We start from the raw sequence: 26,380 nt of genomic DNA on the forward strand, positions 1-26,380 counted from the left end.
GCTTGGTGCAATGTGTCGCTGTCCGACTGCGCGTCAGCGCAACCCAAAGACCGAAAGGCTTGTCCATTTCGTTGTTGTGCTGATGCACAATAACACACCGCAAAAGCATCTTTATTGAAGGTTTCGCCCTCTAGGGCGACCTTCTTTTTCTGCTGGCGCAGAGAAAAAGAAGGCAAAAAGCTGCGCTTGACCCTCAACAGCCTGTAAAATTGAGCCATCCTCCGTTCGTTTAAGCGAGGTTCGGGGGAAAGCGACCAATTAACTGACGAAAAGAAGACGAGTCAGCAGAACGAGTAAACGCGTTATGCTGTCGCACAGGGTAAGGGCACGTACTCGCAGCGACTGTATGACGGCCCGCAGGCGATTGCAGCGGGTTGCGGCGAGGGCTTTCAGTGGCGACGGGTAAAAAGAATTTTTTGCCTCCTTATTTATCCTTAAAAAAGAAAATCGCCCGAGGGGGCGAGACCCCTCAAGCAAAAAAGTTACGGCTTTGTCCGACTGCGCGTCAGTGCAACCGCCTCATAAACAAACTATGAAAAAACTTACCCTCTGCGCGTAAACGCAACGCACAAACTCCGCCGCAACCCCGCTATCGTGCCCCTTCCGCGCCCCTTGCCCTTTGACAATCGCACCCGGATGGAATAACCAAATTCGTTTCCCACGGCGCAATCTTTATATGTACTGGATGAAATAATGGCGAAGATTCAAAAGATCAAAGGTTTTGCGGACATGTTCCCCAAGGATGCGGGAGTGTTCACCTTTCTGGAAAATACGGCCCGCGAGGTCTTCGGACGCTACGGATTCGGCGAATTGCGCCTGCCCGTGCTGGAAAAGACCGAACTCTTTGCCAAATCCATCGGCGAGGACACGGACGTGGTGGGCAAGGAAATGTACACCTTCCCGGACCGCAAGGGCCGCTCCCTGACCATGCGCCCCGAGGCCACGGCAGGCATGGTACGCGCCTTCATCGAGTCCAAGGAACACCAGCCCGGCAGGATCAGCAAGTATTTCGCCACCGGCCCCATGTTCCGCTACGAGCGGCCGCAAAAGGGCCGTTTGCGCCAGTTCCACCAGCTGGACGTGGAAATTTTCGGTGCGCCCGAGGCTGCGGCGGACGCGGAACTCATCCTCATGCTCAAGACGTTTCTGAACGCCATCGGGCTTTCCAAGCTGAGCATCGAGCTGAATTCGCTGGGCTGCCACGAATGCCGCCCGGCCTACCGGCAGGCCCTCGTGGACTACTACCACTCCAAGAACAGGGAGGAATTCTGCGAAGACTGCCGTCGACGCATGGACACCAATCCCATGCGCGTGCTGGACTGCAAGGTTCCGGCCTGCAAGGAGCTGGTCAAGGACGCCCCGAGCATCGGCGACCACCTGTGCGGGGAATGCCGGGAACACTTTGCGGACGTGCGCGCCATTCTGGACGGAGCGGGCGTGGCCTATGAGCTGAACCCGCGCCTTGTCCGCGGATTGGACTATTACGTGCGCACCACCTTCGAGGTGGTCAGCAACGACATCGGCTCCCAGACCGCGGTTGCGGGCGGCGGCCGCTATGACGGGCTGGTGCGCAACCTCGGCGGACCGGACTGTCCGGGCACGGGCTTTGCCTGCGGCATGGAGCGCCTTGCCCTGCTGCTGGGCGAGCTCGAACAGCAGGCCCCGGATTTCTACCTCGCGGTGGTGGACAAGAACGCGGCCAATCAGGCCATGCTCTTTGCCCAGCAACTGCGCGACAAAGGCCTGCGCGGCGAGGTCAGCTATGCGGGCGGTTCCATGAAGAGCCGCATGCGCGCGGCCAACAAGAGCAATGCCGCCACCTGCCTGATCATCGGACAGGACGAATTCGAAAACAGGGCGGTCACGGTCAAGGACATGGCCGGGGACGCCGAACAATACACCACGAGCCAACAAGAATACATCAATAGCCTCTAGCAAGTGCACCGGCGTACCGGTCCGGCGACAATCAGAACGCCGCGCTTGCGACACGCATACCACGAATCACGAGGCATAAAAGGAGTGACCATGTCGGAACATCAGGATGAACGCGACTACGACGAATACCGAGTCATTGAAGACCTTGGCGGCTGGCAGCGCAGCCACCACAACAATGAGCTCACGGCGGCCAATATCGGCGAGTCGGTCACCCTCATGGGCTGGGTGCAGTTCCGGCGTGACCACGGCGGCCTGATCTTCATCGACCTGCGCGACCGCGAGGGCCTGACCCAGGTGGTCTTCAGCCCGGAACAGGACGGCGATGCGCATGAACGCGCGCACGCCCTGCGCACGGAATACGTGCTGGCCATCAAGGGCACGGTACGCCCCCGGCCCGAAGGCATGGCCAATGCCGGGCTGGTCACCGGCGAGATCGAGGTGGTGGTCGAGGAATACAAGCTGCTCAACACCTCGGACACCCCGCCGTTCACCATCGAGGACCGCGTGGAAGCCGGCGAAAACCTGCGCCTCAAGTACCGTTTTCTGGACCTGCGCCGCCCGAACCTTGCCAAGAATTTCAAGCTGCGCCACAAGGCCGCACAGGCCGTGCGCCGCTATCTGGACGACATCGGATTCCTTGAAGTGGAAACCCCGGTGCTGACCAAGTCCACCCCGGAAGGCGCGCGCGACTTTCTGGTGCCCAGCCGCGTGAACCAGGGCCAGTTCTACGCCCTGCCCCAGTCCCCGCAGCTGTTCAAGCAGATGCTCATGGTCTCGGGCATGGACCGCTACTACCAGATCGTGAAATGCTTCCGCGACGAGGACCTGCGCGCCGACCGCCAGCCCGAGTTCACCCAGATCGACATCGAGATGAGCTTCGTGAACGAGCAGATGGTGCAGGACATGGCCGAAGGGCTGGTAACCAGCGTCTTCAAAAACACGCTGGGCAAGGAACTGCCCACCCCGTTCCCGCGCATGACCTATGCGGACGCCATGCGGGACTACGGCGTGGACAAGCCGGACGTGCGTTTCGACCTCAAGCTGCAGGAAGTGACCGACATCTTCACGGGCGGCGGATTCAAGGTCTTTGCCAGCGCCGAGCTGGTCAAGGTCATGCGCGTGCCCGGCGGTGCAGAGCTTTCCCGCAAGGAAATCGACGAATACACCAAGTTCGTTGAAATCTACGGTTCCAAGGGGCTGGCGTGGATCAAGGTCAAGGAGGACGGCGAATGGCAGTCCCCCATCGTCAAGTTCTTCTCGGACGACGAGCGCGCCGCACTGGCCGAACGCACCGGAGCACAGCCCGGCGACATCCTCTTTTTCCAGGCCGGGCAGGCGGACATCGCCAACGCCGCGCTGGGCAACCTGCGCTGCAAGCTGGGCGAACGCCTCGGCCTCATCGACGAATCCGCGTTCGCGCCTCTGTGGATCACGGACTTCCCGCTACTGGAATGGGACGCCGACGAAAAACGCCATGTGGCGCGGCACCATCCCTTTACCTCGGCACGGCCCGAGCAGATGGACGTGCTGGAATCCGAACCGGGCAACGCCATTGCCCGCGCCTACGACCTCGTGCTCAACGGCTTTGAGGTGGGCGGCGGCTCCATCCGCATCCACACGCCCGAACAGCAGGAAATCATGTTCAAGGCCCTGGGCATCGGCGAAGAGGAAGCCCGCGAAAAATTCGGGTTCCTCATGGACGCCCTGCGCTTCGGCGCGCCGCCGCACGGGGGTATTGCCTTTGGTCTGGACAGGCTTATCATGATATTGTGCGGCGCCAAGTCCATCCGCGAGGTCATCGCCTTCCCCAAGACCCAGAAGGCGACCTGCCTCATGACCGAAGCGCCCGGCGAAGTGGCCAGCAAGCAGTTGCGCGAGCTGGGCATCCGCCTGAGAGAAAAAGTACAGGAATAATCATACACCGGGGAAACGGTTTGCAAAACGTTTTCCCCGGAACCCGATTTCAAGCGGCCTGCGCCTGAAGGCCGAGCCGGGAGGCATTCGAGATGAAGCTGGATATATGCAGATGGCCGGAACCGGTGCTGGCCGCAAAAGCCAAGACCGTGAAGGAGATCACTCCCGAGATCGAGGAGCTGATCGAAAACATGATCGAGACCATGTACGAGGACGACGGCGTTGGACTGGCCGCCCCGCAGGTGGGTGAAAGCATTCGCCTGATCTGCGTGGACCAGAGCGGCCCCAAGGAACGCTCCGACCTCATGGTGCTCATCAACCCCGAGCTTTCCGAATGCGAAGGGTCCGTGGATTCCGAAGAAGGCTGCCTGAGCTGCCCGGAATTCACGGGCAAGGTCAAGCGCTTCGAAAAGCTCAAGGTCAAGGCCATGGACCGAGAGGGCAAGGAAGTCTGCTTTGACGCCGAAGGCTATCTGGCCATCATCCTGCAACACGAAACCGACCACCTCAACGGCGTGACCGTCGTGGACCGCGCCAGCCGCCTGAAGCGGACCATGTATCGCAAGAAAGCCGCGAGGTGGGCGTAATGGCCGCACAGGACGCAACTCTCGGCGCGCCGTTGCGCGTGGTGTTCATGGGCACCCCGGACTTTGCTGCCCAGAGCCTTGCCGCGCTCATCGGCTCGGACGAATGCGAGGTCATCGGGGTCTACACCCAGCCGGACAGGCCCTGCGGACGCGGCCGCCAGTGCAAGCCGTCCCCGGTCAAGAAGCTGGCCCTTGAGCAGGGACTGGACGTGTACCAGCCCGAGAATTTCAAGAGCGACGAGGCCGTTGCCGAATTGGCGGCGCTCTCGCCGGACGTGCTCGTGGTGGCGGCCTACGGCCTGATCCTGCCGCAGTCCGTGCTGGACATCCCCAAACACATGCCCCTGAACGTGCACGCCTCGCTGTTGCCCAAGTACCGCGGGGCCGCGCCCATCCAGCGCAGCATTGAAAACGGCGACGTGGTCACCGGCATCAGCATCATGAAGATGGAGGCCGGGCTGGACACCGGGCCGGTCATGGTGGCCCGCGCACTGCGCATCGGCCACGACGACCACGCCGGACAGATTCACGACGAGCTGGCCTCGCTGGGCGGCGTGTGCATCGTGGAAGCGCTCGCCCGCCTGCGGCGCAACGACTACGAGCTCAAAAAGCAGGACGACACGTTGTCCACCTATGCGGCCAAGCTGACCAAGCAGGAAGGGCTCATCAACTGGGACCGTCCGGCTCAGGACATCCACAACCAGATCAGGGCCATGTATCCGTGGCCCGGCGCGTTCTTCGATTGGGAGCGGCCCGAGGGCAAGCCCCTGCGCCTGAACGTCACGCCCGGCCGTATCAGCGATCAGGATTCCGGAGCCATCGCCCCCGGAACCGTGATCGGCCGCATGGACGACATGCTGGCCATCACCACCGCGGACAAAATCTACCTGACCCCGGAAGTCAAACCGCAGGGCAAAAAGGCCATGAGCGCCGAAGCCTTTGCCTGCGGCTACATGAAGGACTGCCCGGCCTAGGCATTTTTCGGGAAAGAAGTTGGGGAGGGGGGCTTTTCAAAGCCCCCCTCCCCAACCCCCACCACGCAAACTTTTTGGCGAGCGGCCCGGTCGGCGATGCTGACCGGGCCGCTGGTCTTTGGTGCGGGTTATAAAAACAGAAATAATTCTGCCTTTTGTTTCACTCCCCGTTTCGCATTCGCAGAATGCGAAACACCCCCAGAGATGCAAGGGACGTGTCCCTTGCCCACCGGAGGCGAAATCCTGTCGTTGAAAACCGCCGAAGGCGGCATCAATCATCTCTTCCCGCATACAAAAAAAAAGGGGACGGCCCGATACCGTCCCCTGAAGCTACAGCCTTCCAACCGGTCCGGGCCGAAGCCCGTTGGTTCAGTGTGCTATTTCTTTTCTTCACCTTCCTTGCTGTCGGCAGCGGCCTTGTCCTGAGCCTGCATCTGTTCGACGCATGCCTTCACGCACTCGGCATCGCCGGAGCACTGGGCTTCACAAGCGGCCGTGATTTCTTCCTGCTTGGCCTGCTGGTCGTCAGCGTTGGCGAGCGGTGCCATGATGGCGGTTGCCAGAAGAAGGGCCATGCAGAACATACCAATGGTCTTGAACGTTTTCATTTTGTTACCTCGTGCAGTTTTTCAGGTTCATGTTTCGGCCATACGGCCGGTCCTTGAGGACACACGGCTTTGGCTGGCGGACGGGCCTTCGCCCGGTGGGGACGGCGAACAGGCCCTCTCCTCGTCCACAGCAAAGCCGGACGATGGCCCCCACAAAGCAACAACCGTGACACAATTTGATTATTCAAGTATTTTAAATGAATACGTCTTAACAGTTGCGTGCAGGACCTATAAACACCTGAATGCATGTGAAAAACAATGCACAGAAAAACAGCATAAAACTGCACTCTTCTGCACACCCCCCCGAATCATCGCATGACTGCGGGTCGCTGCGGCGAGCCTCCAGCGAGGAGGCGACGGCGAAAGCTTTGCTCTTTCCGTTGCGCCAAGAGCCGTGGTTGGCTAGACTCGGACCAGAAAGGACAAAGGATCGAAAATCAATGGCCTGGGACGCGGAACGATACGAATCGTGGTTCGACACGGATGAAGGCAGGTTTGCGCTGGAACGCGAAGCGCATCTGTTGCAGTCTCTTGCGGCCGGTTGGCCCAGCCGCTGCTCCACGCTGCTGGAAATCGGCTGCGGCACCGGACTGTTTCTGGAAATGCTGTGGCAGATGGGCTTTGACGTCACGGGCGTGGACAAAAGCCCGAGCATGATCGACGCGGCCAGAAAACGGTTCGGCAGCCGGGCGACCCTGCATCAGGCGGACGGCACGCTACTGCCCTTTGACGACGACAGCTTCGACTACGTGTTCCTGTGGAGCGTTCTGGAATTTTGCGACGATGCGGATGCGATGCTGGCCGAGGCCTGCCGCGTGGCGGAAAAGGGTCTGCTGGTGGGGTTCCTGAACCGCCAGTCGCTCTACTATTGGCGCAACGTGCGCAACAGCGGCGGCACCATGAGCCGGGCCAACATGTTTTCATGGATGCGCCTGCGCCACAAGGTCTGGCGGGCCAGCGGGTTCCATCCGGTCATGGCGGGTTCCGTGTTGCCCGGGCCGTTGCCGACATGGAAAAACTCGTTTTTCTGGAAGCAGGTCAACTCCCGCTTCTATCCGCCGTGGCTGGGCGCGTTTTCTGCCATGCGCGTGGACTTTCAGAGTGGCAAGCCGCTCACCCCCCTCTTTGCCTGGCGCACCGAACCGGAACTGGGCTGATTCTAATGGCCGACAAACTTCTCGCCGGCTAGACTAACGACATACTTTCCCGTTCGGGACACCAACAGCCAGCAGGAGGTTTCATCCATGGCAAAACACATCGTTTCCTTCGTAGCTTTCACGATTCTTGCGGGCATCGCCGTATTGCTTTCCCATGGCGCCGCAATGGCCCAGACAGACGGAGCCGGAACGCTCGACAACATCCAGCGCGCCATGGACATGTACCATCAGGCCCAGCAGGACTATCAGGCCGTTCAAAACGGACAGATCCCGGAAGCCATCGCAGAAAAAATCCGAAGCAGAAACCAGCAGGTGACCATGGAGCAGGCCCGCACGGAAGCCCAAAGCTCGCTGCAGGACGCAAACCAGGACCTTGAAAACCAGCGGGTGCAGGCTCTCGCCCGGGAATCCGGAAAAAGCGAGGCCGAAGTGCAGGCCATGCGTCAATCAGGCATGGGCTGGGGCCGCATGGCCCGGGATTTGGGCGTTCACCCCTCGGCCCTCGGCATAGGCAACGCAAAGGCCGTAAAGACCAAAACCAAGGCCGCCCCAAAAAACAAGAAGGCCAAAGGCAATAATGGCGGCAGCAAGGGAAAGGGGAAAGGAAAGGGGAAAAAATAAGGATCTTCCGGGTCGAACGCTACCGATTTTGCGTATGCCGACAGCCGCAACCTGCCGCTTCAATGCTTTGCTGCGCCCTCACGGGCGTGGCGCGTGCAAGCGTTTGCAACCGAACAGCGCGCAAACCGTTTTTTTCGGCAATCCGGAATCTGGAGTGTTGTAATTCATGAATAAACTATTGTGGATGATCCTCCTTTTGACGGTGTTCACTCCCCTCGACGCGCATGGCGATGACGCGTTCACCATCGCCATATCGTGTCCCTTCGAGTCGAAATGCTCGGCTCCGGAACTGGAGAACATGCTCACCGAGGCCTACGCCCGTGCCGGTTACGCCGTGCGTTTCCAGTACATGCCCCGGCTCCGCGCACTGCATTCCGCGGACAACGGCAGTGCCAATGCCGTGGCCGTCTGTTCCCAAGAGGCTCTTTCGGACTTTCACAAGCTCAAAACCCTGCCGTCCCCCATACTCAAAGTGGCCGTGGCCGCGTTTTCCCTCAACCCGGCCGTTTCCATCACCCGCCGCCGGGATCTCGAAAAATACACGGTCGGCATCATCCGGGGTCAGTACCTGACCGCCCGGCTGACCGAAGAACTCATGGCAAAACGGCATGTGACCAACACCATGAAAAACCTTGTCTCCATGCTGCAAGACGGTCGGGTGGACGCGATTCTTCTCAGCCGGACTACCGCGCGCATATTTCTGGCCGAATCGAACATCCACGACTACGCCGAGTCCGAACCTCTGGCGACGTCCTACCTGTACCACGCCATCAACATCTCTTCGTACAGCTCTGAACAGGCCGAAAGGGTCAACAAGGCTCTGGAAGACATGATCAAGGACGGAACCATGGCGCGTCTGTACGGCCGAAGGGCAGACATGACCCCGCCCTATCCTTTCCCGAAAAACCGGTAGCATAAGCCTCCGGCATCGGCAGGCACAGGTCGCCAACCGCACACAAAAAAACCGCCGGGACTGCATTGCAATCCCGGCGGTTTCATGAAAAACGCCCAAGAATCCGAAACGGAGTCCGCCAATCTAACCCACGATTTCGGCTATTTTCTTTTCCACGAAAGCCACCAGACGGTCCACGTCTTCGCGCGTGACCACCGGAACGGACGCAGCCAGTTCGCCCACTTCCTCTTCGGAAACGTCCATGACCTTGTGCAGGAAGAAACAGTCCACTTCGCCCTCGGGTGCGATGCAGCCGCAGCCTCCGGCCGCGCCCACGAGTTCGCCATCCTTGATGACCGGCACCACGACCTTGACCAGCCCGGCATCACATTCGTCGGCCCGCGGCTTGAGGTCCTTTTTCAACGCTGCGGCAAAATTCTGCCCGGCAACGGCGCAGACCGCACCAATGCCCTTGGCGGAAGAGCGCAGCGCCGGACAGAGCTTGTTGCACCAGTCGGCCCCGTCCGTGACCCGCTTGTGCTCGGTGTCGTACACGCCCGGGTTGATGCTGAAATTTTCCCCGATTTCCTTTTCCAGTTGCTTCCATGTTTCCATGGGAGCCACGTCAAGCATGTTCATGGCAATGTCCTCTCTCATTGAATTTTTCCGCTCAAGGCTACGCTCATAAAACGATACAGGCAAGAGGGGAATTGTCGTTTTTCCAATCCAACCAATGAGATGGGAAAATTCATCATTGGAAAAATACCCTGATATGATTCGGAAAAACAATGACGCAGGGGTTTCCAAATCCGTTTTTCCCGGCTAGATTCCAGCCTGGAGGAATAATCGCAATGTTCAGCCCCGCTTTTGAGGAACGCTTTCGCAAAATCACCTTCGGCATCCCGTGGAACATCTTTCTGCTCACGGTCGGTTCGTGGCTGATCGCCTTTTCGGTCAAGGCCATTGCCGTGCCCCACGGACTGCTCACCGGCGGCATGAGCGGGCTGGCCCTGCTCGTGTACTATATCGCGGGCGGCCTCACCCCCGGCCAATGGTATTTCGCGCTCAACGTGCCCGTGTTCATCATGGGCTGGGTATTCATCAGCCGCCGCTTCTTTTTCTACAGCCTGTACGGCATGGTCGTCTCCGCGCTGTTTCTGGACATGATCACCTACACCATGCCCATCAAGGACGTATGGCTGGCCGTGCTGGCCTGCGGCAGCATTCTGGGCGTGGGCGCCGGTCTGACCCTGCGCACGCTCGGCTCCACGGGCGGCTCGGACATTCTGGCGGTCATGTGCAAGGAAAAGCTGAACATGTCCATGGGCACCTTCGAATTCTGGTTCAACGTGACCATATTCCTTGCGGGGTTCGCATGGCTGGACCCGTCCATCATGCTCTATTCCATCGCCATGACCTTTGTGACGGCCGTGGCCATCGACCACATCATGAACATGTTCGGCGAACGGGAAATGGCCATCATCATTTCCGAACATCCGCAACGCATCATCCAGGCCATTTTCGACCGCCTGGACCGCGGGGCCACCATTCTGGACGGCAAGGGCGGTTACACCGGAAAAGACAAGCAGGTGGTCATGACCATGGTCACCAGCATGCAGCTCAAACAGCTGGAAGAGGCCGTCTACGAGGTGGACCCGGACGCGTTCACCATCATGGGTTCCGGTTTCCGCGTTCTGGGCCGGGGCTTTTCGTCAAGGAAGGTGTACTGATGCTCTCCGTGCGCAAAAAGGGCGCGGCTTCCCGTGCCATCGGGCTGATCTCGGATTTCGGACTTTCCGACCCCTATGTGGGGCAGATGCACGCCGTGCTCTCACGGCTGGCCCCGGGCAGCCGGGTGGTGGACATCAGCCACGGGGTGCAGCCGTTCAACATCACGCAGGGCGCATTTTTCCTGGCCTCGTCCGCGCCCCATTTCACTCGGGACGCAGTGCTGCTGGCCGTGGTGGACCCGGGTGTGGGATCAAACCGGCGCATCATCGTGCTGCGGCGCGACGAACAGCTCTTCGTGGCGCCGGACAACGGACTGCTGGGACTGGTGGCCGAGTACGGCGACGTGTGCGCCTATGACCTGAGCAGCGCGGAAAACGCGGTGGCCGAGGTTTCGCATACCTTCCACGGCCGCGACGTCTTCTCGCCGGTGGCCGCATGGCTGGCCTGCGGCGGCGGCCCGGAAAACATGGGCCCGCAGATACCGGTCAGCGACCTTGTGCGGCCCGCATGGTCCCATGCGGACGTTGGCCGGGGCTGCGCACGCGTGCACGTCTTGCATGTGGACCATTTCGGCAACTGCGTGCTCAATCTGCGCGTGGGCGAACTGGGACCGCTGGAAGGGTTGCGGCTGCGCACCCCGCTGGGCCGGGAACTGCGGGCCGTGAACACCTATTCGGAACTGCCGCAGGGCACGCCCGGACTGCTGGAAGGCAGTCAGGGATTCTTTGAAGTGGCCGTGAACCGGGGCTCGGCCGCCCGCGATTTCGGGCTGGCCATCGGCGACGAACTGGAACTGGAGTGGACGCCATGAACATGATCCGCAATTTCCTGAACACGCTGGGTTTCATGACCCGGCTGGCCCCGGCCCGGGTGGTGCCGGACAACGAACTCTTCGCGTCCATGCCCCTGATGCCGCTGGTGGGGCTGATCCTCGGGCTGGTGCTGGCCGCACCGTGGAAGCTGGGCCTGCTGGCCGGGCATCCGTGGGTGCAGGCATGGCTGGTGGTCATGCTGGGCGCGTGGCTCACACGCGGGCTGCACCATGACGGGCTGGCCGACATTTTCGACGCCGTGACCACCCACGCCGGGCCCGAGCGGTTCTGGGAGGTGGTCAAGGACAGCCGCTGCGGCGCGTTCGGCGTGCTGGCGCTGGTCGGGCTTATGGCCGGGCAGATGGTGCTGTTCCACGCCCTGTTGCAGGCACAGGCCTTTGCCGCGCTGGCCTTCGTGTTCGTTTTCGGCCGGTTCGGGTCCGTGGCCTTCGCGTACATGGCCCGCGACATCGCGCGCCCCGGCATGGGCAGCCTGCTCATGCAGGGAGCCACCTTCACGGGCACGACAGCCGCCCTTGTGCTGACGATCGTTCTGGGGCTGCTCGGAATGCCGCCGCTGGCCCTGCTGCTGGCCTTTGCCCTGCTCGGCTGCGTGCTCTTTTCCCTGCATTCCCTTGCCCGCACGGTCGAGGGCGCCAACGGCGATTTCCTGGGCGCAGCCACCGTGCTCGCCGAGCTATGCGCCGCGCTGGCCGCCGTGGCCTTGCCGTGAGGGCAAAAAACGCCTCCGGCGGCCAAGGGACACGTCCCTTGCCTCCCTGATCTATCCCGCGTTCTGCGAAGGCGGGACAGGAGCCGATAAACAAAAATCCCCTGATCGCATTTCACTCTTTCAGCTTTTTAGGCTTTTACTACTTGTTCATGTCTTTCCCCAACCATCCCCACACCAAAGACCAGAGGCCCGGTCAGCATCGCTGACCGGGCCGCTCGCCAAAACGTTTGCGGGGTGGGGGTTGGGGAGGGGGCTTTTCAAAGCCCCCTCCCCAACATCCTTTTCCCGGTAAATATGACTACCCGTGCATGCGGTAGGCTTTCTTGATGAACACGGGCTCCCTGGGCACGTCATCGAACAGTCCCTTGCGGCCGGTCTTGACCTTGACGATCTCCTTGACCACGTTCATGCCGCGGATGACCTTGCCGAACACGGCATAGCCGGGATTGGACGGACCCTGATAATTGAAGACCGGGTTGTCCTGAACATTGAAAAAGAACTGGCAGGTGGCCGAATCCGGGTCCGAAGACCGGGCCATGGCCACCGTGCCCGCGTCGTTGCTCTGGGTGTTCATGGCCTCGTTCTTGATGGGCATATAGGTGCGCTTGCGCTTCATGGGGTAGGCAAAGCCGCCGCCCTGCACGATAGCCATGTCCGCGGAATCGATGACCCGGTGAAAAATGGTCCCGTCATAGAAGCCCTCGTCCACGTAACGCAGAAAATTCTTCACGGTCTCCGGCGCATTGCGTTCATCGAGCATCAGGATGACCTTGCCCATGCTGGTTTCGATGACCACGACGGGGGCAGGACCCGCCTGAACGGGCAAAGCCCACAATGCCGTCATCAACGCCAACACGGCGCACAAAACCTTGAAGTATCGCATGCTGTTTCCTTGTTTTTGGTGAAAGAACCCGCGAACTATACGGAATACCGCTCCAATCCGCAATTCCCGGCACCTTGACGACCACAAACGGATGTTTTACACCGTCCTTCGCGTTATCGTAAAAAAGATTCTTTTATTCTCGTGTATTTGATTTTTTGATGCACTTCATTAAAAAATCCGAAGAGAAAGCCATTCCGGTGTCCGCGCTGCCGCAAGCGCACGGCAACGGCTTCGCTGTGGAATTTTTTTTTCGCCGCACAACAAGAGGGAGGCGCATCCGCACGGATGCAAATGATTCAATGTTCAAACGTGGGGGGTTATATTTCATGATTCAACGAAGAATCGCTCTATCGTTCATGGTGGTCATGGCCGTCATTGCCATGGCCTGCCCGGCGCTGGCCGCGGATTCCAGCAAGGGAGCGGCAAACGCCGAGGTATTCGGTCTGCTCACGCTGATTCCGCCCGTGGTGGCCATTGTGCTGGCCTTTTTGACCAAGAACGTTGTGCTGTCGCTTTTCCTGGGCGTCTTTTCCGGCTGCTTCATGCTGGAATATCAGATGGCGGGGATTTACAACGGTTTTGTGGGCGGTTTCCTTCGCCTTTCCAATGAAATCCTGGCCTCGCTGGCCGACTCGTGGAACGCGGGCATCGTGCTGCAGTGTCTGGCCATCGGCGGACTCATCGCGCTGGTGTCCAAGATGGGCGGCGCCAAGGCCATTGCCGATGCGCTGGCCAAGCGCGCACGCACCCCGCGCAGCTCCCAGTTCGTGACCTGGCTCATGGGCCTGCTCATCTTTTTCGACGATTACGCCAACTCCCTGACCGTTGGCCCGATCATGCGTCCGGTCACGGACAAGATGAAGGTCTCCCGCGAAAAGCTGGCCTTTGTCATCGACGCCACGGCCGCGCCCATTGCAGGCATCGCACTCATCTCCACATGGGTGGCCTATGAAGTGGGCCTGATCCGCGACGGCTACGAAGCCATCGGCATTTCCACCAACGCCTACGGCGTGTTTGTGGAAACCATTCCCTACCGCTTCTACAACATCCTGATCCTGTTCTTCATCCTCTGCACCATCTGGATGCTGCGCGAATTCGGCCCCATGCACAAAGCTGAAATGCGCACCCGCACCACCGGCAAGGTGCTGGACGACAACGCCAAGCCCATGGCCTCGGACGAAGCCACCGGGCTGGAGCCGGACGCCTCGGTCAAGCTGAGCATCTGGAACGCCATCATCCCCATCGGCACGCTGATCGTGGCCGCGTTCCTGGGTTTCTATTTCAACGGCTACAACGCCATCATGGGCGGCGACGATGGCGCACTCATCTCCCTGCTGAACGATTCCCCCATGTCCTTTACGGCCATGCGCGAGGCCTTCGGCGCTTCCGATGCCTCGGTGGTGCTGTTCCAGGCCGCCCTCATCGCGGGCATCGTGGCCATGGGAATGGCCGTGTTCCAGAAAATCCTGCCCATCAAGGACGCCATTGAAACATGGGTCACGGGCATCAAGTCCATGAACATCACCGCGGTGATCCTGCTGCTGGCATGGTCCCTGTCCGGGGTCATCAAGGAGCTGGGCACGGCCACTTACCTGGTGAACGTGCTTTCCGACGCACTGCCCGTGTTCCTGCTGCCGAGCATCATCTTCATCCTCGGCTCCATCATCTCGTTCGCCACGGGTACGTCCTACGGCACCATGGGCATCCTCATGCCGCTGGCCATCCCGCTGGCGCACGCCCTGAACCCGGACGCCTCCTACGTGATCATGAACGTGGGCGCGGTGCTCACCGGCGCCATCTTCGGCGACCACTGCTCGCCCATCTCGGACACCACCATCCTGTCCTCCATGGGTTCGGCCTGCGACCACATCGACCACGTCAAGACCCAGCTGGCCTACGCCGTGACCGTGGCGACCATCTCCATCCTGTTCGGCTACCTGCCTGCGGGACTGGGCATGCCCGTTCTGCTGGTCCTGCCGCTCGGTCTGGTGGCCGTGGCCGTGGCCGTGCGCTTGCTGGGCAAACGCGTCCCGGAATAGCCCTTCAGAACAGACCGCAATGAAAAATCCCGGCCGCGCACTGCGCGGCCGGGATTCGTTGTTTCAGGACCCCAAGAGACAAATCAAAAGGCTCTGCCCCACAGGCTGCCAAACGAATACATATGGCGCGTTTATAACCTACGCGAAAATTTGACCCTTTTGCTGTAACGCAGCAATCGGCCTTTATCGCCTCGAAACACCGCACGGGTACGCGAAAAAACGGATTACTCGCCCCGACAAATCCGCTGGCTGCCAAGAAAGGTGCGAGGGCAAGGAACAAAAAAGGAGCAAGGACGACGCGTACATAACGTACGCGAGGATTTGATCCTTTTGCAGTGACGCAGCAATCGGGCCTTTATCGGCAGCCAGCCATTTCCTTCCAGATGGCCAGCACGTTTGCCCGCTGCGCCGCAAGATCATAGGCGTCCGCCGTGCGCTGCCCGGCATCCAGCACGGATTGCAGAATTACGTCGCCGTTTTCGAACCAGTTCACGGCGGTTTCCAGACACAGGGCCGCGTCCAGCACGTCCCCGTCCGCGCACCACAGTCCGTTGCCGCCCCAGTCCACTTCGCGCAGGGGCCACCACGGCACAAACCGTGGCTCGTCCTCGGCCTGCCGCATGTAGTCCCAGCCGCCGTACCCGGAAAACCCCACGGGCAGGCAGCCGCAGGCCATGGCCTCCAGCGGGGGCAGAGGGCATCCTTCCGGGAATCCGGTCATGAGAAAGATGTGCGAGGAGCGCAGGGCTTCGGCCACACCGAACGCATCCATGCCCTGTATTTCCAGCCATTGCACGCGGTTCGCGCCCATGCGGTGTTCCAGCAGGGAATGGATCTGCGCGGCAAGGGCCTTGTTCTTGCGCGGCATGTAGGCGATGCGCACGCGTCCGGACGGACGGATGTCCGGGGCATGAAAAATTTCGCGGTTGATGCCGGGCCGCAGAATGGACGAGGGCCGCCCCGTGGCCTGCGCCACATAGCGCGCCACCGGGTCGGACACGGACAAAAACTCCACGGGCAGGGAATGCCATTGCACGCCCGGAGGCAGGGAGGAAAACAGGTAGGCCCAATTCTGCACGTAGCTCACACAGCGCGCCTTGGCCTGCAGGCCCGGGCTCAGGGCGTTGACCCACCCCTCGGGAACCAGCCACAGGTCGCCGGGTTCCAGGGAAAGGTCGTCCCATTCCAGCACGGGAGCGGCATCGTCCAGTCCCGTGGGCCGCCAGCCGCCCGGATCACGCGCCACAAGGTGCACAGTGCGCCCGGCCCCGTGCAGGATGTCCGCGATCTGGCGAAGCACGGTGATCCCGCCGGTGGGCTTTCGGGCCGGAGGAAGAAAAACATATGTATTCATGGTCGGTTCCTGTCTCCTGATTCAAGGCAGGGAACCACAATCATGGGTCTTTGGCAAGAACAGGGCCGGAAAAGAGGTTTGGCGCGGCGGTGAGTGTGGGGGACCGCCGCGCCAACTGTCAGGATGGGAGGTTCTGTACGCTGTCGCTGACACAAGGAACTACGTTCCCCGCGTCACAGCCGTATGACGGTCAATGGGCGATTCGGAAACTCCTGCACCCGCCCCCTGAGCGTCCACTCAGTCTCCCCCTGCCCCCGAAAGGGCAAAACCCTTGCCCACCATGGCTTTCTGACAGGAAAGAGATTTCAAATTTTCTGGACTCGTTCCTGCAAACCCGATACATAGGCCCAATACTTCATACTTGGAGACTCGGCCCCATACATCCAAATAAAGGAGAGACCGAATGACTCTTGGCCAAGCTTTCAAGGCCAACTTCCTGGGCAACGCACCGCAATGGTACAAGCTTTGCCTGCTGGCCTTCTTGATCATCAACCCCATCGTATGGTTCGGGGTGCCCAACGGGCACTTCCTTGCCGGCTGGATTCTCATCGGTGAATTCATCTTCACCCTTGCCATGGCGCTCAAATGCTACCCGCTGCCCGCGGGCGGTCTGCTGGCCATCGAGGCCATCGCCATGGGCATGACTTCGCCGCAAAGCGTCTATCATGAAGCGGTGCACAACTTCCCGGTTATCCTGCTACTCATCTTCATGGTGGCCGGCATCTACTTCATGAAGGACCTGCTGCAGTTCACCTTCACCAAACTGTTGGTGAAGATTCAGTCCAAAATACTGATCTCCCTGCTTTTCTGTTTTTCCGGTGCATTCCTTTCCGCATTTCTGGATGCCCTGACCGTCACCGCGGTCATCATCTCGGTCGCCTACGGCTTCTACAACGTCTACCACCGCTACGCCTCGGGCGTGCCCATGACCTCGTCCCACGACCTGGTCAATGACGAAGCCGTGAAAATGGGCCGCGAAGACCTGCTGGAATTCCGCGCATACCTGCGCAACCTGATGATGCACGGCGCAGTGGGTACAGCGCTCGGCGGCGTGTGCACCATCGTGGGCGAGCCCCAGAACCTGCTCATCGGCCATGAAATGGGCTGGCACTTCATGGACTTCTTCATCATGGTGGCGCCCATTTCCATGCCCGTGCTGATCATGGGTCTGTTGACCTGCGCCTCCCTGGAAAAATTCCACCTGTTCGGCTACGGCGCGGCTCTGCCGGGCAACGTGCGTTCCATCCTGCTGGAGCAGGCCACCCAAGACGAAGCAAAACGCGGCATCACCGGCAAGGCCAAGCTCGTGACCCAGATCATCGTGGCCATCTGGCTCATCGTTTCGCTGGGCCTGCATCTTGCCGAGGTCGGCATTATCGGCCTTTCGGTCATCGTGCTGCTGAGTTCCTTCAACGGCTTCGTGGAAGAGCACCAGTTCGGCAAGGCGTTTGAAGAGGCCCTGCCCTTCACCGCCCTGCTGGTGGTCTTCTTCGCCATCGTCGCGGTTATCCACGACAACCACCTGTTCGCCCCGGTCATCCACTACGTGCTCAGCCTCAAGGGACACGTGCAGCTGGCAGCCTACTATCTGGCCAACGGCCTGCTTTCCATGATCTCGGACAACGTGTTCGTGGCCACCGTGTACATCTCGGAAACCAAGATGCACTTCGTGGACGTGCTTTCCGCACTGCCCGGCGTGCAAGACGGCAAGGCTCTCATGGCCGCCCTGACCGACCCGCATCAGGTTCGCGCGGACGTCATCGCCACACTGCCCGAAGCCATCCAGCAGACCGTTGCCACGGAAATGAAGCAGTTCGACCACCTGGCCGTGGCCATCAACACCGGGACCAACATCCCGAGCGTGGCGACTCCCAACGGACAGGCCGCGTTCCTGTTCCTGCTGACCTCGACACTGGCTCCGGTCATCCGGCTGTCCTACGGGCGCATGGTCATGCTGGCGTTGCCCTACACCATCGTCATGTCCATCACCGGCCTCACCGCCACCTACTACATGAACGAGATCCTGCACTTCTTCGGCGGCTAGCCGAACAAGGCACACTCGACAAAAAAGGCCCCTGCCGGAAATTCCGGCAGGGGCCTTCGTCTTCAGCGCGGTCCGGACAAAGCCGGGTGCTACTTTTCCTGCTCCGTAAAGGGCTGCACTTCGCCCTTGAAGTTCCAGTTGTCGTCCGCGAGTTCGGGTGCGGCATCTGGCGAAAGCAGTTGCATGGACAGGGGATCGCCCAGCTTGAACACGTTCATGCGCAGCACGGCCTGGGCATCGCTTTCACGGGCAATGCTCTGGCTGGGCGCGGACGTATCCGTGCGGAAATGAATGGGCGCGGGCTTGTCCACAAAGCCCGTGGCCGCATACGCCAGAGCCAGCCCCAGCAGAAACAGCCGCCCGAATCCCGTGCCTGTGCGTCCGGTCATGAATCAGTCCTCTTTGGCCAGTGTGGAAACCACCAGATCCTGATGCTCGTTCGAGAGGTACGGATACATGGGCAAGGCAAAAATGCGCTCGGCCACGTTCTCGCTCACGGGCAGGTCGCCCTTCTGATAGCCCAGCGAGGCATAGGCGGTCTGCAGATGCAGGGGAATCGGGTAGTAGATGGGCGAGGGAATGCCCTCGGCCTGCAGCTTGGCCTGCAGTTCGGCCCGGTGCCTGGAGTCGCGCGCCATGACGCAATACTGCGCCCAGACGCCCACGCAATCATCGGGCACGCTGGGGGCCACAAGATCCGGCACCGCGGCCAGTTCCCGCGCATAGCGGTCCGCAACCTTGTTGCGCAGTTCGATCTCTTCCGGGAATATGGTGAACTTGGCCTTGAGCACGGCGGCCTGCATGGAGTCGAGCCGCCCGGTGATGCCGAGACGCTCGTTGTCGTACTTGTCCTTGCCCTGACCATGCACGCGCACGGAAAGCAACAGTTCGTTCAGGGTGTCGTCGTCCGTGAAGACCATGCCCCCGTCCCCGTAGCAGCCCAACGGCTTGGCCGGGAAAAACGAGGTACAGGCCACATCGCCGAAGGAACACACGGGGCGTCCCTTGTAGGTGGCCCCGAACGACTGGGCCGCGTCCACGATCAGGAACAGGCCGTTGTTCTTGGCCATGGGTTCGATGCGGTCGTAGTCCGCGGGAACGCCGAAGATGTCCACGGCGATGACGCCTCTGGGCGTGAGCTTCTGCTCATCGTGGACCATGGAAATCTTGCGCCTGAGGTCCGCAGGATCAATATTGTAGGTCACGGGGTCAATATCCACGAACACCGGGGTTGCGCCAAGCAGAGCCACGGTTTCCGCAGTGGCCATGAAGGTGAACGGCGTGGTGAACACGGCGTCGCCCGGGCCAACGCCCAGCGAAAGCAGCGCCATGGTCAGGGCATCGGTGCCCGAGGCGCAGCCCACGGCATGCTTGACCGAACAGAATTCGGCGAGCGTGGATTCGATATCCCGGATTTCCGGACCCATGATGTAGGCTCCGTGCTCCAGCACCGCATCGATGCCGCTTTTTACTTCATCCTGTATGCGCCGATACTGCGCCTTGAGATCAATGAACGGTATTCCCATATGTATATCCTCACTTACTGTTGCACCACCTCGTATATGCGCACGAACGGCAGTCCGTCCGCAACAAGGCGAAAATATTTCGATACGTCGTTGCCCGGGGGATTTTCCGTGAACAGGCGAACCATGAGCGACTCGCGGCTTCTGCGGTCGAAAAACAGGCTTTCCCGGGTCAGTTTGTTGATGATCATGTGCGGCGCGCCTGCCAGCAGCGTACCGTCTGTCACCTGTTCGGCGTACTCCCTGTGCACAACGCCGTCAACGCCCAGCACATCCGCGGTGCGCACCCTTCCCTGATCGCCGTGCCGGTTTTCCACAATGCCGTCCGAAAGGGAAAAGGCTATGGAACCGGGACTGTAGCGATACATCTCCGGTGTCGTGGAACTGCCGGTGCGCACGTTCCAGTTGCCGTAATACAGTATCCAGCTGGCAATACGCAGATCCTTGTAGGAAACCACCAGATACTGCGGGGGAACCGGCTTGAGATGCGGCGCTTCCCGGCCCAGTGCCTCCAGCATGGACTGCACCTCCGCGCCGGTGCGCCCATGCCACAGGAGGGAGGGGTCCTGATGCGGGAACCCGGCGCAAAGCCGTATCAGGCGGTTGGCCTTGGCCGGCGAATCCGTGGCCATGACCATGGCCGAGGGGAACAGGTCCCGCCCGGAATGGCGGCCGCCGTCAATGGGCGTCGCCCGGCCGCTGTAATACTGGGTGGCGTAGCCCCAATCCCACCATGTCCAGACCACGGCGTCCCGGGGGACTGTTCTGCCCAGCCATTGCAGGGCCTGCGCATGGGGCGGGGAAAGCACGGGCGTGGCCCGGAACGAGGCGTATTGCGCATACAGGGGCACGACCAGCGTCAGGGCCGCGCCAACGCAAACCAGCGCGCCCAAACGCCTGCGGTACGGACCGGGCCGCAAAAACAAACGGACCAGCGCGCCAAGGCCCACGCCCATAAATATCATGAGCGGTGCGCCCCCGAACATGGAAAAACGTACCCCGATCTTCAGGCTGAGCAGGGACAGCACCACCATGGGCAGCAGAAGCAGGGACAGGGGGCGTGCCAGCAACGTGAAAAAACAGGCCGCAAGCGCGGCGTAGCCCGCCCATGAAAAACCGGCCACACGGTAGAACACGTCCGCAAGCGGGATGTTGCGGGCCTCGATGATGCTTTGCACCACGCCCGGAAACACGGGCGCGTCCGCATGGGTGGTTGCGCCCTGCGTGGCGGCAGGACGGAAATACAGCAGGAGCTTGTTCAGGGGCGCGGTCACGGCCTGGTCTGCGATGCCGCTGAGCACCAGCACCACGGCGAAAAGAGCCACATGCGCCCACCACGGGACCCGGCGCAACAGACGGCCGCCCTTGAATCGCATGGCCGCGCACAGGGCCGCGGCCAGCAGCACGCTGCACAGGCCGATGGTCCATGCCGGAAAATGGAAATCCGTGATCAGGGTGCTGCAATGCAGGGGTGCAAGCCCGGGAAACGCCGCCAGAATGATGATGGCAGCCTGAAGCAACACCTGGCTGCGCCGTCCCGGACAGGCCAGCAGCAGGGCAAGGCCGAGGGCGGCCAGAAACAGCAGCACGTTGAAATGGGCGATGTCCAGATGCCACCAACCGGCCATGCGCGTGAACAACCCGAGGCCAAGAACCGCCCACAGGTTCGGCGCGGCCTCGGCCTCTTCTGACGTATCGGACCGCAGCCACGTCTGCCGGGCGTTGGCCCGCACCCAGCAGGCCAATAAAAAGGCCGTGAGCAGGGGCATGAGCAGGGTAAACAGGTCCGTGTCGTAATAGCCGAGGCGGGAACGCGCATAGAAACCGGGCATGAGCGCCCCGGCCAGCCCGGCAAACAGGCCGCTGTTGCGCCCGCCCAGCAGCCAGCCCCAAAGCAGGCAGGCAACCGAAACAAGGCTGGAGAGAAACGCGGGCATCCAGAAGCCGATGTCGCCCAGGCCCACCCCGAACCACTCGTGCAGCCAGCGGGTGAACAGGGCCAGAGGCCTGCCGTCGCCGAACACGGCCACGCGGGAGTGGGCCAGCCACAAGTAGGAATCATGGGTAGCCATGATGAATTCGTCGCCCACGCGGCAGGCCGCGTTGTCCCATGCGGTCCACAGGCTCAGGCGCAGGGCAAGTGTGATCAGGTAGCACAGGCAGGAAACCGTGACCAGCCAGCGCGCATCCGCGCGGAACCGTCCGGGCGCGCACAGCGCAGACGTGTCAAAGGCCAGGGCCAGATGCTGCCGCAGTCGCGTGAAGATCATTTTTTCCGCCCCTATTGACGCGGCCCTGCAAGCAGGTCGTGCAGGGTGCCTTCCACATCGTAGGCATGGGGCCGCCCGCCCACGATCAGTTCGCCGTCAAGCCGTACCACGCTGCGCGGCACACTGTCGGGGTCCAGCTGCATGACTCCCTTGCCCTGATAGTCCACGGGTTGTTTCACGGAAAAATTCTTGATGTTCCATTGATGCTCGTTCATTTCCGCGGTGGCGGAAACATCGGTGCACACGGTTCCGTCCGGCAGCACCAGCCGTGGGGCGCGCAGGTCGAACCAGCCAGAACCGAGCAGCCTGCCGTCGCTGGTGGGAATGAGCCGCCCCTTGACGTGGACCACGCCGCCCAGTTCACTGCGCCCGAACAGAAAGGTCAGGTTCACCTGCCCCTCCACCTTGAGGCGTCCCTTGGTGTCCACGCTCACATAGCATTCGGAGCCGCCCGTGTTCAGACGCACCCGGGCCAGTGGCGAAAAACCGAAGCGCAGGTCCGCGTGCTCGAAAAACATGGAGCCCGGCGCATTGGCAAAACCCACCACAAGATCGTCCACGCGAAAACCGGAAGGCCCGGCGCGTCGCAGATCCGTCCACGTAAACCGGGTATTGACCAGCCTGGCGTCAACATACTCCACCAGCCGCACGCACAGCTTTTCCCACGGCATGAACAGGGCCACGCCAAGGGCAAAGCCCAGAAACACGGTCAGAAACCGCACGAAAAACGTTTTTTTGCCCGTGGTGGTATCGCTGATTGTCATGCTCGGCTACCGGACCAGAAGGGTTTTTACGTCAGCGAGCACGGACTGTTCGGCGTCCCGCTCCATATCAAAGGACAAAAATCGCAGGTCTGCCTGCTCGCGGCAGGTTTCCAGAAACGCGGTCAACTGCACAAGCGTCACGTCCTGCAACTCCACAAGGACGCCGGGTTCGCCGTATTCAAAGGGCTCCTCCTGCAGGGACAGCTGGTCCCAGCCGATGCCCGCGCCTTCGGCTATCTTGAGCACGGCCGAACGCAGGGTTTCCGCATTCATGATCTGCCGGGCCCGCAGACGCTTGATGTTCTGCACCACAGGCACAACGCGGGCATACAGCTCCCGCTTGCGCACAATCTCCTTTTGCGTGGCCACGGTCATGAAATACTGAGGACCGAAAACGCACAGCATCAACACCACGGCAAGCCAGCGCGTCATGCCCATGAACCGCTTCTGCTTGTGCTCCGGCCATTTGAGCCAGAACCAGTTGCGCGTTGTTTTGCTCATTTGCGCTCCACCCGCAGTTGAAAGCCTATGCCGCCGAAAACGTCGCTGTGGTCCTGCAATTCAAAAAAATAGGTGTCGTCGCGTTCAAGACGTTTGATGAATTCATCGAATGCGGCCGGGTCCGGCATGTACAGGCCCCGTATCTGGCCGACCTTGCGCCCGAGTTTCACGGCGTCCACGCGCACCATGGCGTCCGCGTGCGCGCTCAGGGCGGCGGTCACGGCCAGCGGGTCCAGCCCGGTGGGACGCACTGCTGCCAGCTTGTCGTGCTCGAACTGCAGGCGGCCGAACGGCGCGGCCCCCACATCCTCGCCCAGCACGGAGTGATACTGGCCGTAGAGTTCCCGCTCGATTTTGGCCAGCTGTGCGCTATGGTTGTACCAGCGCACGGCCTGCCCGATGTTAAACAGCAGCCCGAGGACCAGAATCCAGAACATGGAGGAAACGAACCGTGACGAGGCGGCCACGGCATCATAGCGTGGCGGCTCCTTGCGGATGCGCACACCGCGAGGCCTGATCCTGACGGCGCGCTTGCGGGGAGGGGTGTCGTTCGTATTCTGAGCCATGGGCCTTTATTCCGGTGTTGGTGCCGTGGGCACGTTGCGCGCAATGTAAACCAAAGCCGTTGCAGCGGCAAGACGGGCACGGGCGCAATATGGCCACAATATTTTGAAAAAAAGGAACTGCGGGGTTGACCGGCCGCGACGTCAGTGCGCAGGACGCATTCCGGCACAGGGCCACGGCCCGCACCTGCCGCCGAATCAGCACGCACGCCCTTAAAACGGTCGTGCCACGGATCGGACGACTATTTGACCACGAGCACCGGGCAGGGCGCGGTATGCAGCACCGCATGGGTCACGCTGCCGAGAATCAACCCTTCAAGATCGGACTTGCCCTTGGAACCCATGATGATCAGGTCCGCGTTTTCAGCCCTGGCCACGTCCGCGATGACCTGCCCGGGCCTGCCGCCCACGATCTCCGTGCGCACGGCAACGCCCTTTTCCCCGAGCAATGCTTCATAGGGTTTGACCACCTCCTGCGCCGAGGCGGCATACTGATCCAGAACCCACTGCACGTTGGGCTCGCCCAGTTCAGGCGGCACGGCGCGGCGGCAATGCAGCAGCACCACTTCGGCCCCTGCGGCCAGCGCATACTCGACCGCGTGTTCGGCGGCCTTGTCGGAATGCCCGGACCCGTCCACCGGCAGAATGATTGTTTTAACGTTCATACATCCTCCCGTTTTTCTTTGCATTCGGTTCCCGAAAACGGTTCACAGCTAACCTGCCCGGGTTGGGCGATCCCCTGACGCATGACAATGCGCTTCAGGGTGGTGAGCATGATCTTCGCGTCCAGCACGGGACCGAGATTGTCCACGTACCAGGTGTCCATGGCCAGCCGCTCGGGCCAGCCCACGGTATTGCGGCCATTGACCTGCGCCCATCCGGTTATTCCCGGGCGCACCTCGTGACGCCGGGCCTGCTCCGGGGAATAGCGGTCAAGGTATTCCATGAGCAGGGGGCGCGGTCCCACAAGGGACATCTCACCCTTCAATACATTCCACAATTCGGGCAGCTCGTCCAGCGAGGTGGAGCGCAGCATTTTGCCAAACCGGGTCAGGCGCTGACCGTCGGATCCGCTGCCGGTTCGCATGGAGCGGAATTTGACAATGGTGAAGGGCCTGCCGCGCAGGCCCGGACGCTGCTGGCGAAACAGCACCGGACGGCCAAGAGACAGGGCCACCAGCGCGGCCACCAGCAGCATGAGCGGCCAGAGCAGACAAAGCAGCAGGGCGCTGACCACAATATCCACGGCACGCTTGAAAAAACGGCTCCACAGGGATGCGGCGAATGAACGGGATCGGGATGACGGGCCAACCGGAGCGGTCATGCCACCCCCATGAAATCGAGAATGGCGCGGTTCACGTTTTTCACGTCGAAACGCTCCTCGGCAAGGCGGCGGCTCTGTTCACCCATGGTCCGGGCCAGGTCCGGCTCGGTGATGAAGCGCTCCATGGCCTGTTCCAGCCTGTCCACGCCGTGTACGGGCACCAGAAATCCGTTGACCCCGTCCTCCACGGTTTCGCGGCAGCCGGGCGCGTCCGTGGTGATCACGGCCCGGCCCATGCTCATGGCCTCCAGAATGGAACGCGGCGTTCCCTCGCGGTAATAGGAGGGCAGCACATAGACCGAGGCGTTGGCGATGAGCGGGCGCACGTCCTCCACCGGGCCGAGGGTTTCCAGCCCGCAGTCCCGCTTCCATGCGGCCAGCTCGTCCGGGGTGATGCCGTCCTCGCCCTCTTCCATGGGACCGGCCACCCGGAAGACCGCGTTGGGATGGCGGGAGCGGATGCGGCGGGCCGCCTCGGCAAATTCGCCCACGCCCTTGGCGCGGATCAGCCGGGAAAGGCACAAAAATACCGGGGCGTCGCTTTCCTGCTGCACCGGGGAAAATCCGTAGTGCTCAAGGTCCACGCCCGAACCGCCCGTGATCAGCCACGGCTTGGCCTCGGGCAGCACGCCCATGCGCGCAAACAGCGTGCGGTCGTCCGGGTTCTGGAAGATCACGCCGTTCGCCAGTCGCAACCCGGCCGCGTACAGCCCCTTGGCCGTGCTGAAGATCATGCGCCGCCGCAGGCCGCTGGTTTCGGTGAAGGCGTAACCCAGCCCGGTGATCATGGCAAAGGAGCGGGGCACCCCGGCCAAACGCGCTGCCAGCATGCCGTAAACCACAGGCTTGATGGTGTAGCCCAGAAAGATGTCCGTGTTCAGGGAGCGCAGGGTTCGCGCCAGCCGCAGGATCAGGCGCACGTCCGCAATGGGGTTCAGGCCTCGCCGCTGCATGGGCATGGGCACATATTCGGCCCCGAACGCGCGGATCTGCGCGCCCATGTCCGGCACGGTGGGCGGACCCAGCGCGCAAACCGTGTGGCCGCGCCGCACCATCTCGGCCATGAGCGGGCCGCGAAACTTGATGAGCGACGGGGTAAAACTTCCGAACAGGGTTATGTGCATGCGCTGGCGATTGGCTTGCCGGTCCGG

General features: G+C 61.3%; 26 protein-coding genes. 12 read left to right on the forward strand and 14 right to left on the reverse strand.

Annotated elements, in window-relative coordinates; genetic code table 11:
* Positions 1-218, reverse strand: a 218-nt coding sequence (locus F8A88_RS15915) for a hypothetical protein (RefSeq protein ID WP_206666409.1), incomplete at its 3' end; no start/stop codon positions are given.
* Between the two features lie 475 nt (positions 219-693).
* Between F8A88_RS15915 and hisS the strand changes: the two genes are divergently transcribed.
* From hisS to fmt, 4 genes are all read left to right on the forward strand, one after another.
* Positions 694-1,935, forward strand: coding sequence for a histidine--tRNA ligase (hisS, locus tag F8A88_RS12495; protein ID WP_151151507.1), 1,242 nt, complete (start codon positions 694-696; stop codon positions 1,933-1,935).
* Positions 1,936-2,025: 90 nt separating this feature from the next.
* Entirely contained in the window at positions 2,026-3,849 is a 1,824-nt protein-coding gene (gene aspS / locus F8A88_RS12500; protein ID WP_151151508.1) for an aspartate--tRNA ligase, read from the forward strand.
* Between the two features lie 92 nt (positions 3,850-3,941).
* Complete coding sequence (def, locus tag F8A88_RS12505; RefSeq protein WP_151151509.1) at positions 3,942-4,436, forward strand: peptide deformylase; 495 nt, start codon at positions 3,942-3,944, stop codon at positions 4,434-4,436.
* Positions 4,436-5,410 carry a methionyl-tRNA formyltransferase gene (fmt, locus tag F8A88_RS12510; RefSeq protein WP_151151510.1) on the forward strand — a complete coding sequence of 325 codons (975 nt, stop codon included), beginning with the start codon at positions 4,436-4,438 and terminating at the stop codon, positions 5,408-5,410. Before def ends, fmt begins: the two co-directional genes overlap by 1 nt.
* A 377-nt stretch (positions 5,411-5,787) precedes the next feature.
* Here fmt and F8A88_RS12515 read toward each other — a convergent pair whose 3' ends face one another.
* Entirely contained in the window at positions 5,788-6,018 is a 231-nt protein-coding gene (locus F8A88_RS12515; RefSeq protein ID WP_151151511.1) for a hypothetical protein, read from the reverse strand.
* A gap of 440 nt (positions 6,019-6,458) precedes the next feature.
* Here F8A88_RS12515 and F8A88_RS12520 point away from each other — a divergent pair, with 440 nt between their 5' ends.
* The 3 genes from F8A88_RS12520 (at position 6,459) to F8A88_RS12530 (ending at position 8,709) form a co-directional block, all read left to right on the forward strand.
* Entirely contained in the window at positions 6,459-7,175 is a 717-nt protein-coding gene (locus F8A88_RS12520) for a class I SAM-dependent methyltransferase (protein WP_151151512.1), read from the forward strand.
* 87 nt (positions 7,176-7,262) lie between these two features.
* Positions 7,263-7,796, forward strand: a complete 534-nt coding sequence (locus tag F8A88_RS12525) for a hypothetical protein (RefSeq protein ID WP_151151513.1) — start codon at positions 7,263-7,265, stop codon at positions 7,794-7,796.
* A gap of 166 nt (positions 7,797-7,962) precedes the next feature.
* Positions 7,963-8,709 carry a substrate-binding periplasmic protein gene (locus F8A88_RS12530; protein WP_151151514.1) on the forward strand — a complete coding sequence of 249 codons (747 nt, stop codon included), beginning with the start codon at positions 7,963-7,965 and terminating at the stop codon, positions 8,707-8,709.
* A gap of 123 nt (positions 8,710-8,832) precedes the next feature.
* On the opposite strand, the gene F8A88_RS12535 is transcribed toward F8A88_RS12530, so the two are convergent.
* A complete protein-coding gene (locus F8A88_RS12535; RefSeq protein ID WP_151151515.1) occupies positions 8,833-9,345 on the reverse strand; it encodes a PocR ligand-binding domain-containing protein in 513 nt (170 codons plus the stop codon).
* 194 nt (positions 9,346-9,539) lie between these two features.
* Here F8A88_RS12535 and F8A88_RS12540 point away from each other — a divergent pair, with 194 nt between their 5' ends.
* The 3 genes from F8A88_RS12540 to F8A88_RS12550 are packed head-to-tail and all read left to right on the forward strand — an operon-like array spanning position 9,540 to position 11,964.
* On the forward strand, positions 9,540-10,418 hold the full coding sequence (locus F8A88_RS12540) for a YitT family protein (protein WP_151151516.1): 879 nt from the start codon (positions 9,540-9,542) through the stop codon (positions 10,416-10,418).
* Complete coding sequence (locus F8A88_RS12545) at positions 10,418-11,230, forward strand: SAM hydrolase/SAM-dependent halogenase family protein (protein ID WP_151151517.1); 813 nt, start codon at positions 10,418-10,420, stop codon at positions 11,228-11,230. Before F8A88_RS12540 ends, F8A88_RS12545 begins: the two co-directional genes overlap by 1 nt.
* Entirely contained in the window at positions 11,227-11,964 is a 738-nt protein-coding gene (locus tag F8A88_RS12550) for an adenosylcobinamide-GDP ribazoletransferase (protein ID WP_151151518.1), read from the forward strand. Before F8A88_RS12545 ends, F8A88_RS12550 begins: the two co-directional genes overlap by 4 nt.
* A 298-nt stretch (positions 11,965-12,262) precedes the next feature.
* On the opposite strand, the gene F8A88_RS12555 is transcribed toward F8A88_RS12550, so the two are convergent.
* Entirely contained in the window at positions 12,263-12,847 is a 585-nt protein-coding gene (locus F8A88_RS12555; RefSeq protein WP_151151519.1) for a peptidylprolyl isomerase, read from the reverse strand.
* Between the two features lie 326 nt (positions 12,848-13,173).
* On the opposite strand from F8A88_RS12555, the gene F8A88_RS12560 reads away from it, so the two are divergent.
* Positions 13,174-14,886, forward strand: a complete 1,713-nt coding sequence (locus F8A88_RS12560) for a Na+/H+ antiporter NhaC family protein (RefSeq protein WP_151151520.1) — start codon at positions 13,174-13,176, stop codon at positions 14,884-14,886.
* Positions 14,887-15,241: 355 nt separating this feature from the next.
* On the opposite strand, the gene F8A88_RS12565 is transcribed toward F8A88_RS12560, so the two are convergent.
* Entirely contained in the window at positions 15,242-16,240 is a 999-nt protein-coding gene (locus F8A88_RS12565) for a glycosyltransferase (protein WP_151151521.1), read from the reverse strand.
* Positions 16,241-16,643: 403 nt separating this feature from the next.
* On the opposite strand from F8A88_RS12565, the gene nhaB reads away from it, so the two are divergent.
* The gene (gene nhaB, locus F8A88_RS12570; protein WP_151151522.1) at positions 16,644-18,284 is read left to right on the forward strand and encodes a sodium/proton antiporter NhaB; all 1,641 of its coding nucleotides are present in this window, start codon (positions 16,644-16,646) and stop codon (positions 18,282-18,284) included.
* Positions 18,285-18,373: 89 nt separating this feature from the next.
* On the opposite strand, the gene F8A88_RS12575 is transcribed toward nhaB, so the two are convergent.
* The 9 genes from F8A88_RS12575 to F8A88_RS12615 form a co-directional block, all read right to left on the reverse strand.
* Positions 18,374-18,673, reverse strand: coding sequence for a hypothetical protein (locus F8A88_RS12575; protein WP_151151523.1), 300 nt, complete (start codon positions 18,671-18,673; stop codon positions 18,374-18,376).
* A 3-nt stretch (positions 18,674-18,676) separates the two neighbouring features.
* On the reverse strand, positions 18,677-19,810 hold the full coding sequence (locus tag F8A88_RS12580) for a DegT/DnrJ/EryC1/StrS family aminotransferase (protein WP_151151524.1): 1,134 nt from the start codon (positions 19,808-19,810) through the stop codon (positions 18,677-18,679).
* 14 nt (positions 19,811-19,824) lie between these two features.
* Positions 19,825-22,077 (reverse strand): STT3 domain-containing protein, encoded by a 2,253-nt coding sequence (locus tag F8A88_RS12585; RefSeq protein WP_151151525.1) that lies wholly within the window; start codon positions 22,075-22,077, stop codon positions 19,825-19,827.
* 11 nt (positions 22,078-22,088) lie between these two features.
* Complete coding sequence (locus F8A88_RS12590) at positions 22,089-22,841, reverse strand: hypothetical protein (protein ID WP_151151526.1); 753 nt, start codon at positions 22,839-22,841, stop codon at positions 22,089-22,091.
* 6 nt (positions 22,842-22,847) lie between these two features.
* On the reverse strand, positions 22,848-23,342 hold the full coding sequence (locus F8A88_RS12595; RefSeq protein WP_151151527.1) for a hypothetical protein: 495 nt from the start codon (positions 23,340-23,342) through the stop codon (positions 22,848-22,850).
* A complete protein-coding gene (locus tag F8A88_RS12600; protein ID WP_151151528.1) occupies positions 23,339-23,908 on the reverse strand; it encodes a hypothetical protein in 570 nt (189 codons plus the stop codon). Before F8A88_RS12600 ends, F8A88_RS12595 begins: the two co-directional genes overlap by 4 nt.
* A gap of 239 nt (positions 23,909-24,147) precedes the next feature.
* Positions 24,148-24,570: a universal stress protein gene (locus tag F8A88_RS12605; RefSeq protein WP_151151529.1), complete on the reverse strand. Its 423-nt coding sequence runs from the start codon at positions 24,568-24,570 to the stop codon at positions 24,148-24,150.
* A complete protein-coding gene (locus F8A88_RS12610; protein WP_151151530.1) occupies positions 24,567-25,229 on the reverse strand; it encodes a sugar transferase in 663 nt (220 codons plus the stop codon). Before F8A88_RS12610 ends, F8A88_RS12605 begins: the two co-directional genes overlap by 4 nt.
* Positions 25,226-26,353 (reverse strand): glycosyltransferase family 4 protein, encoded by a 1,128-nt coding sequence (locus F8A88_RS12615; protein ID WP_151151531.1) that lies wholly within the window; start codon positions 26,351-26,353, stop codon positions 25,226-25,228. The genes F8A88_RS12610 and F8A88_RS12615 overlap by 4 nt, the downstream gene beginning before the upstream one ends.
* Positions 26,354-26,380: the final 27 nt, after the last annotated feature.

The organism is Pseudodesulfovibrio senegalensis (genome assembly GCF_008830225.1).
In the GTDB taxonomy this organism is placed as follows: domain Bacteria; phylum Desulfobacterota; class Desulfovibrionia; order Desulfovibrionales; family Desulfovibrionaceae; genus Pseudodesulfovibrio; species Pseudodesulfovibrio senegalensis.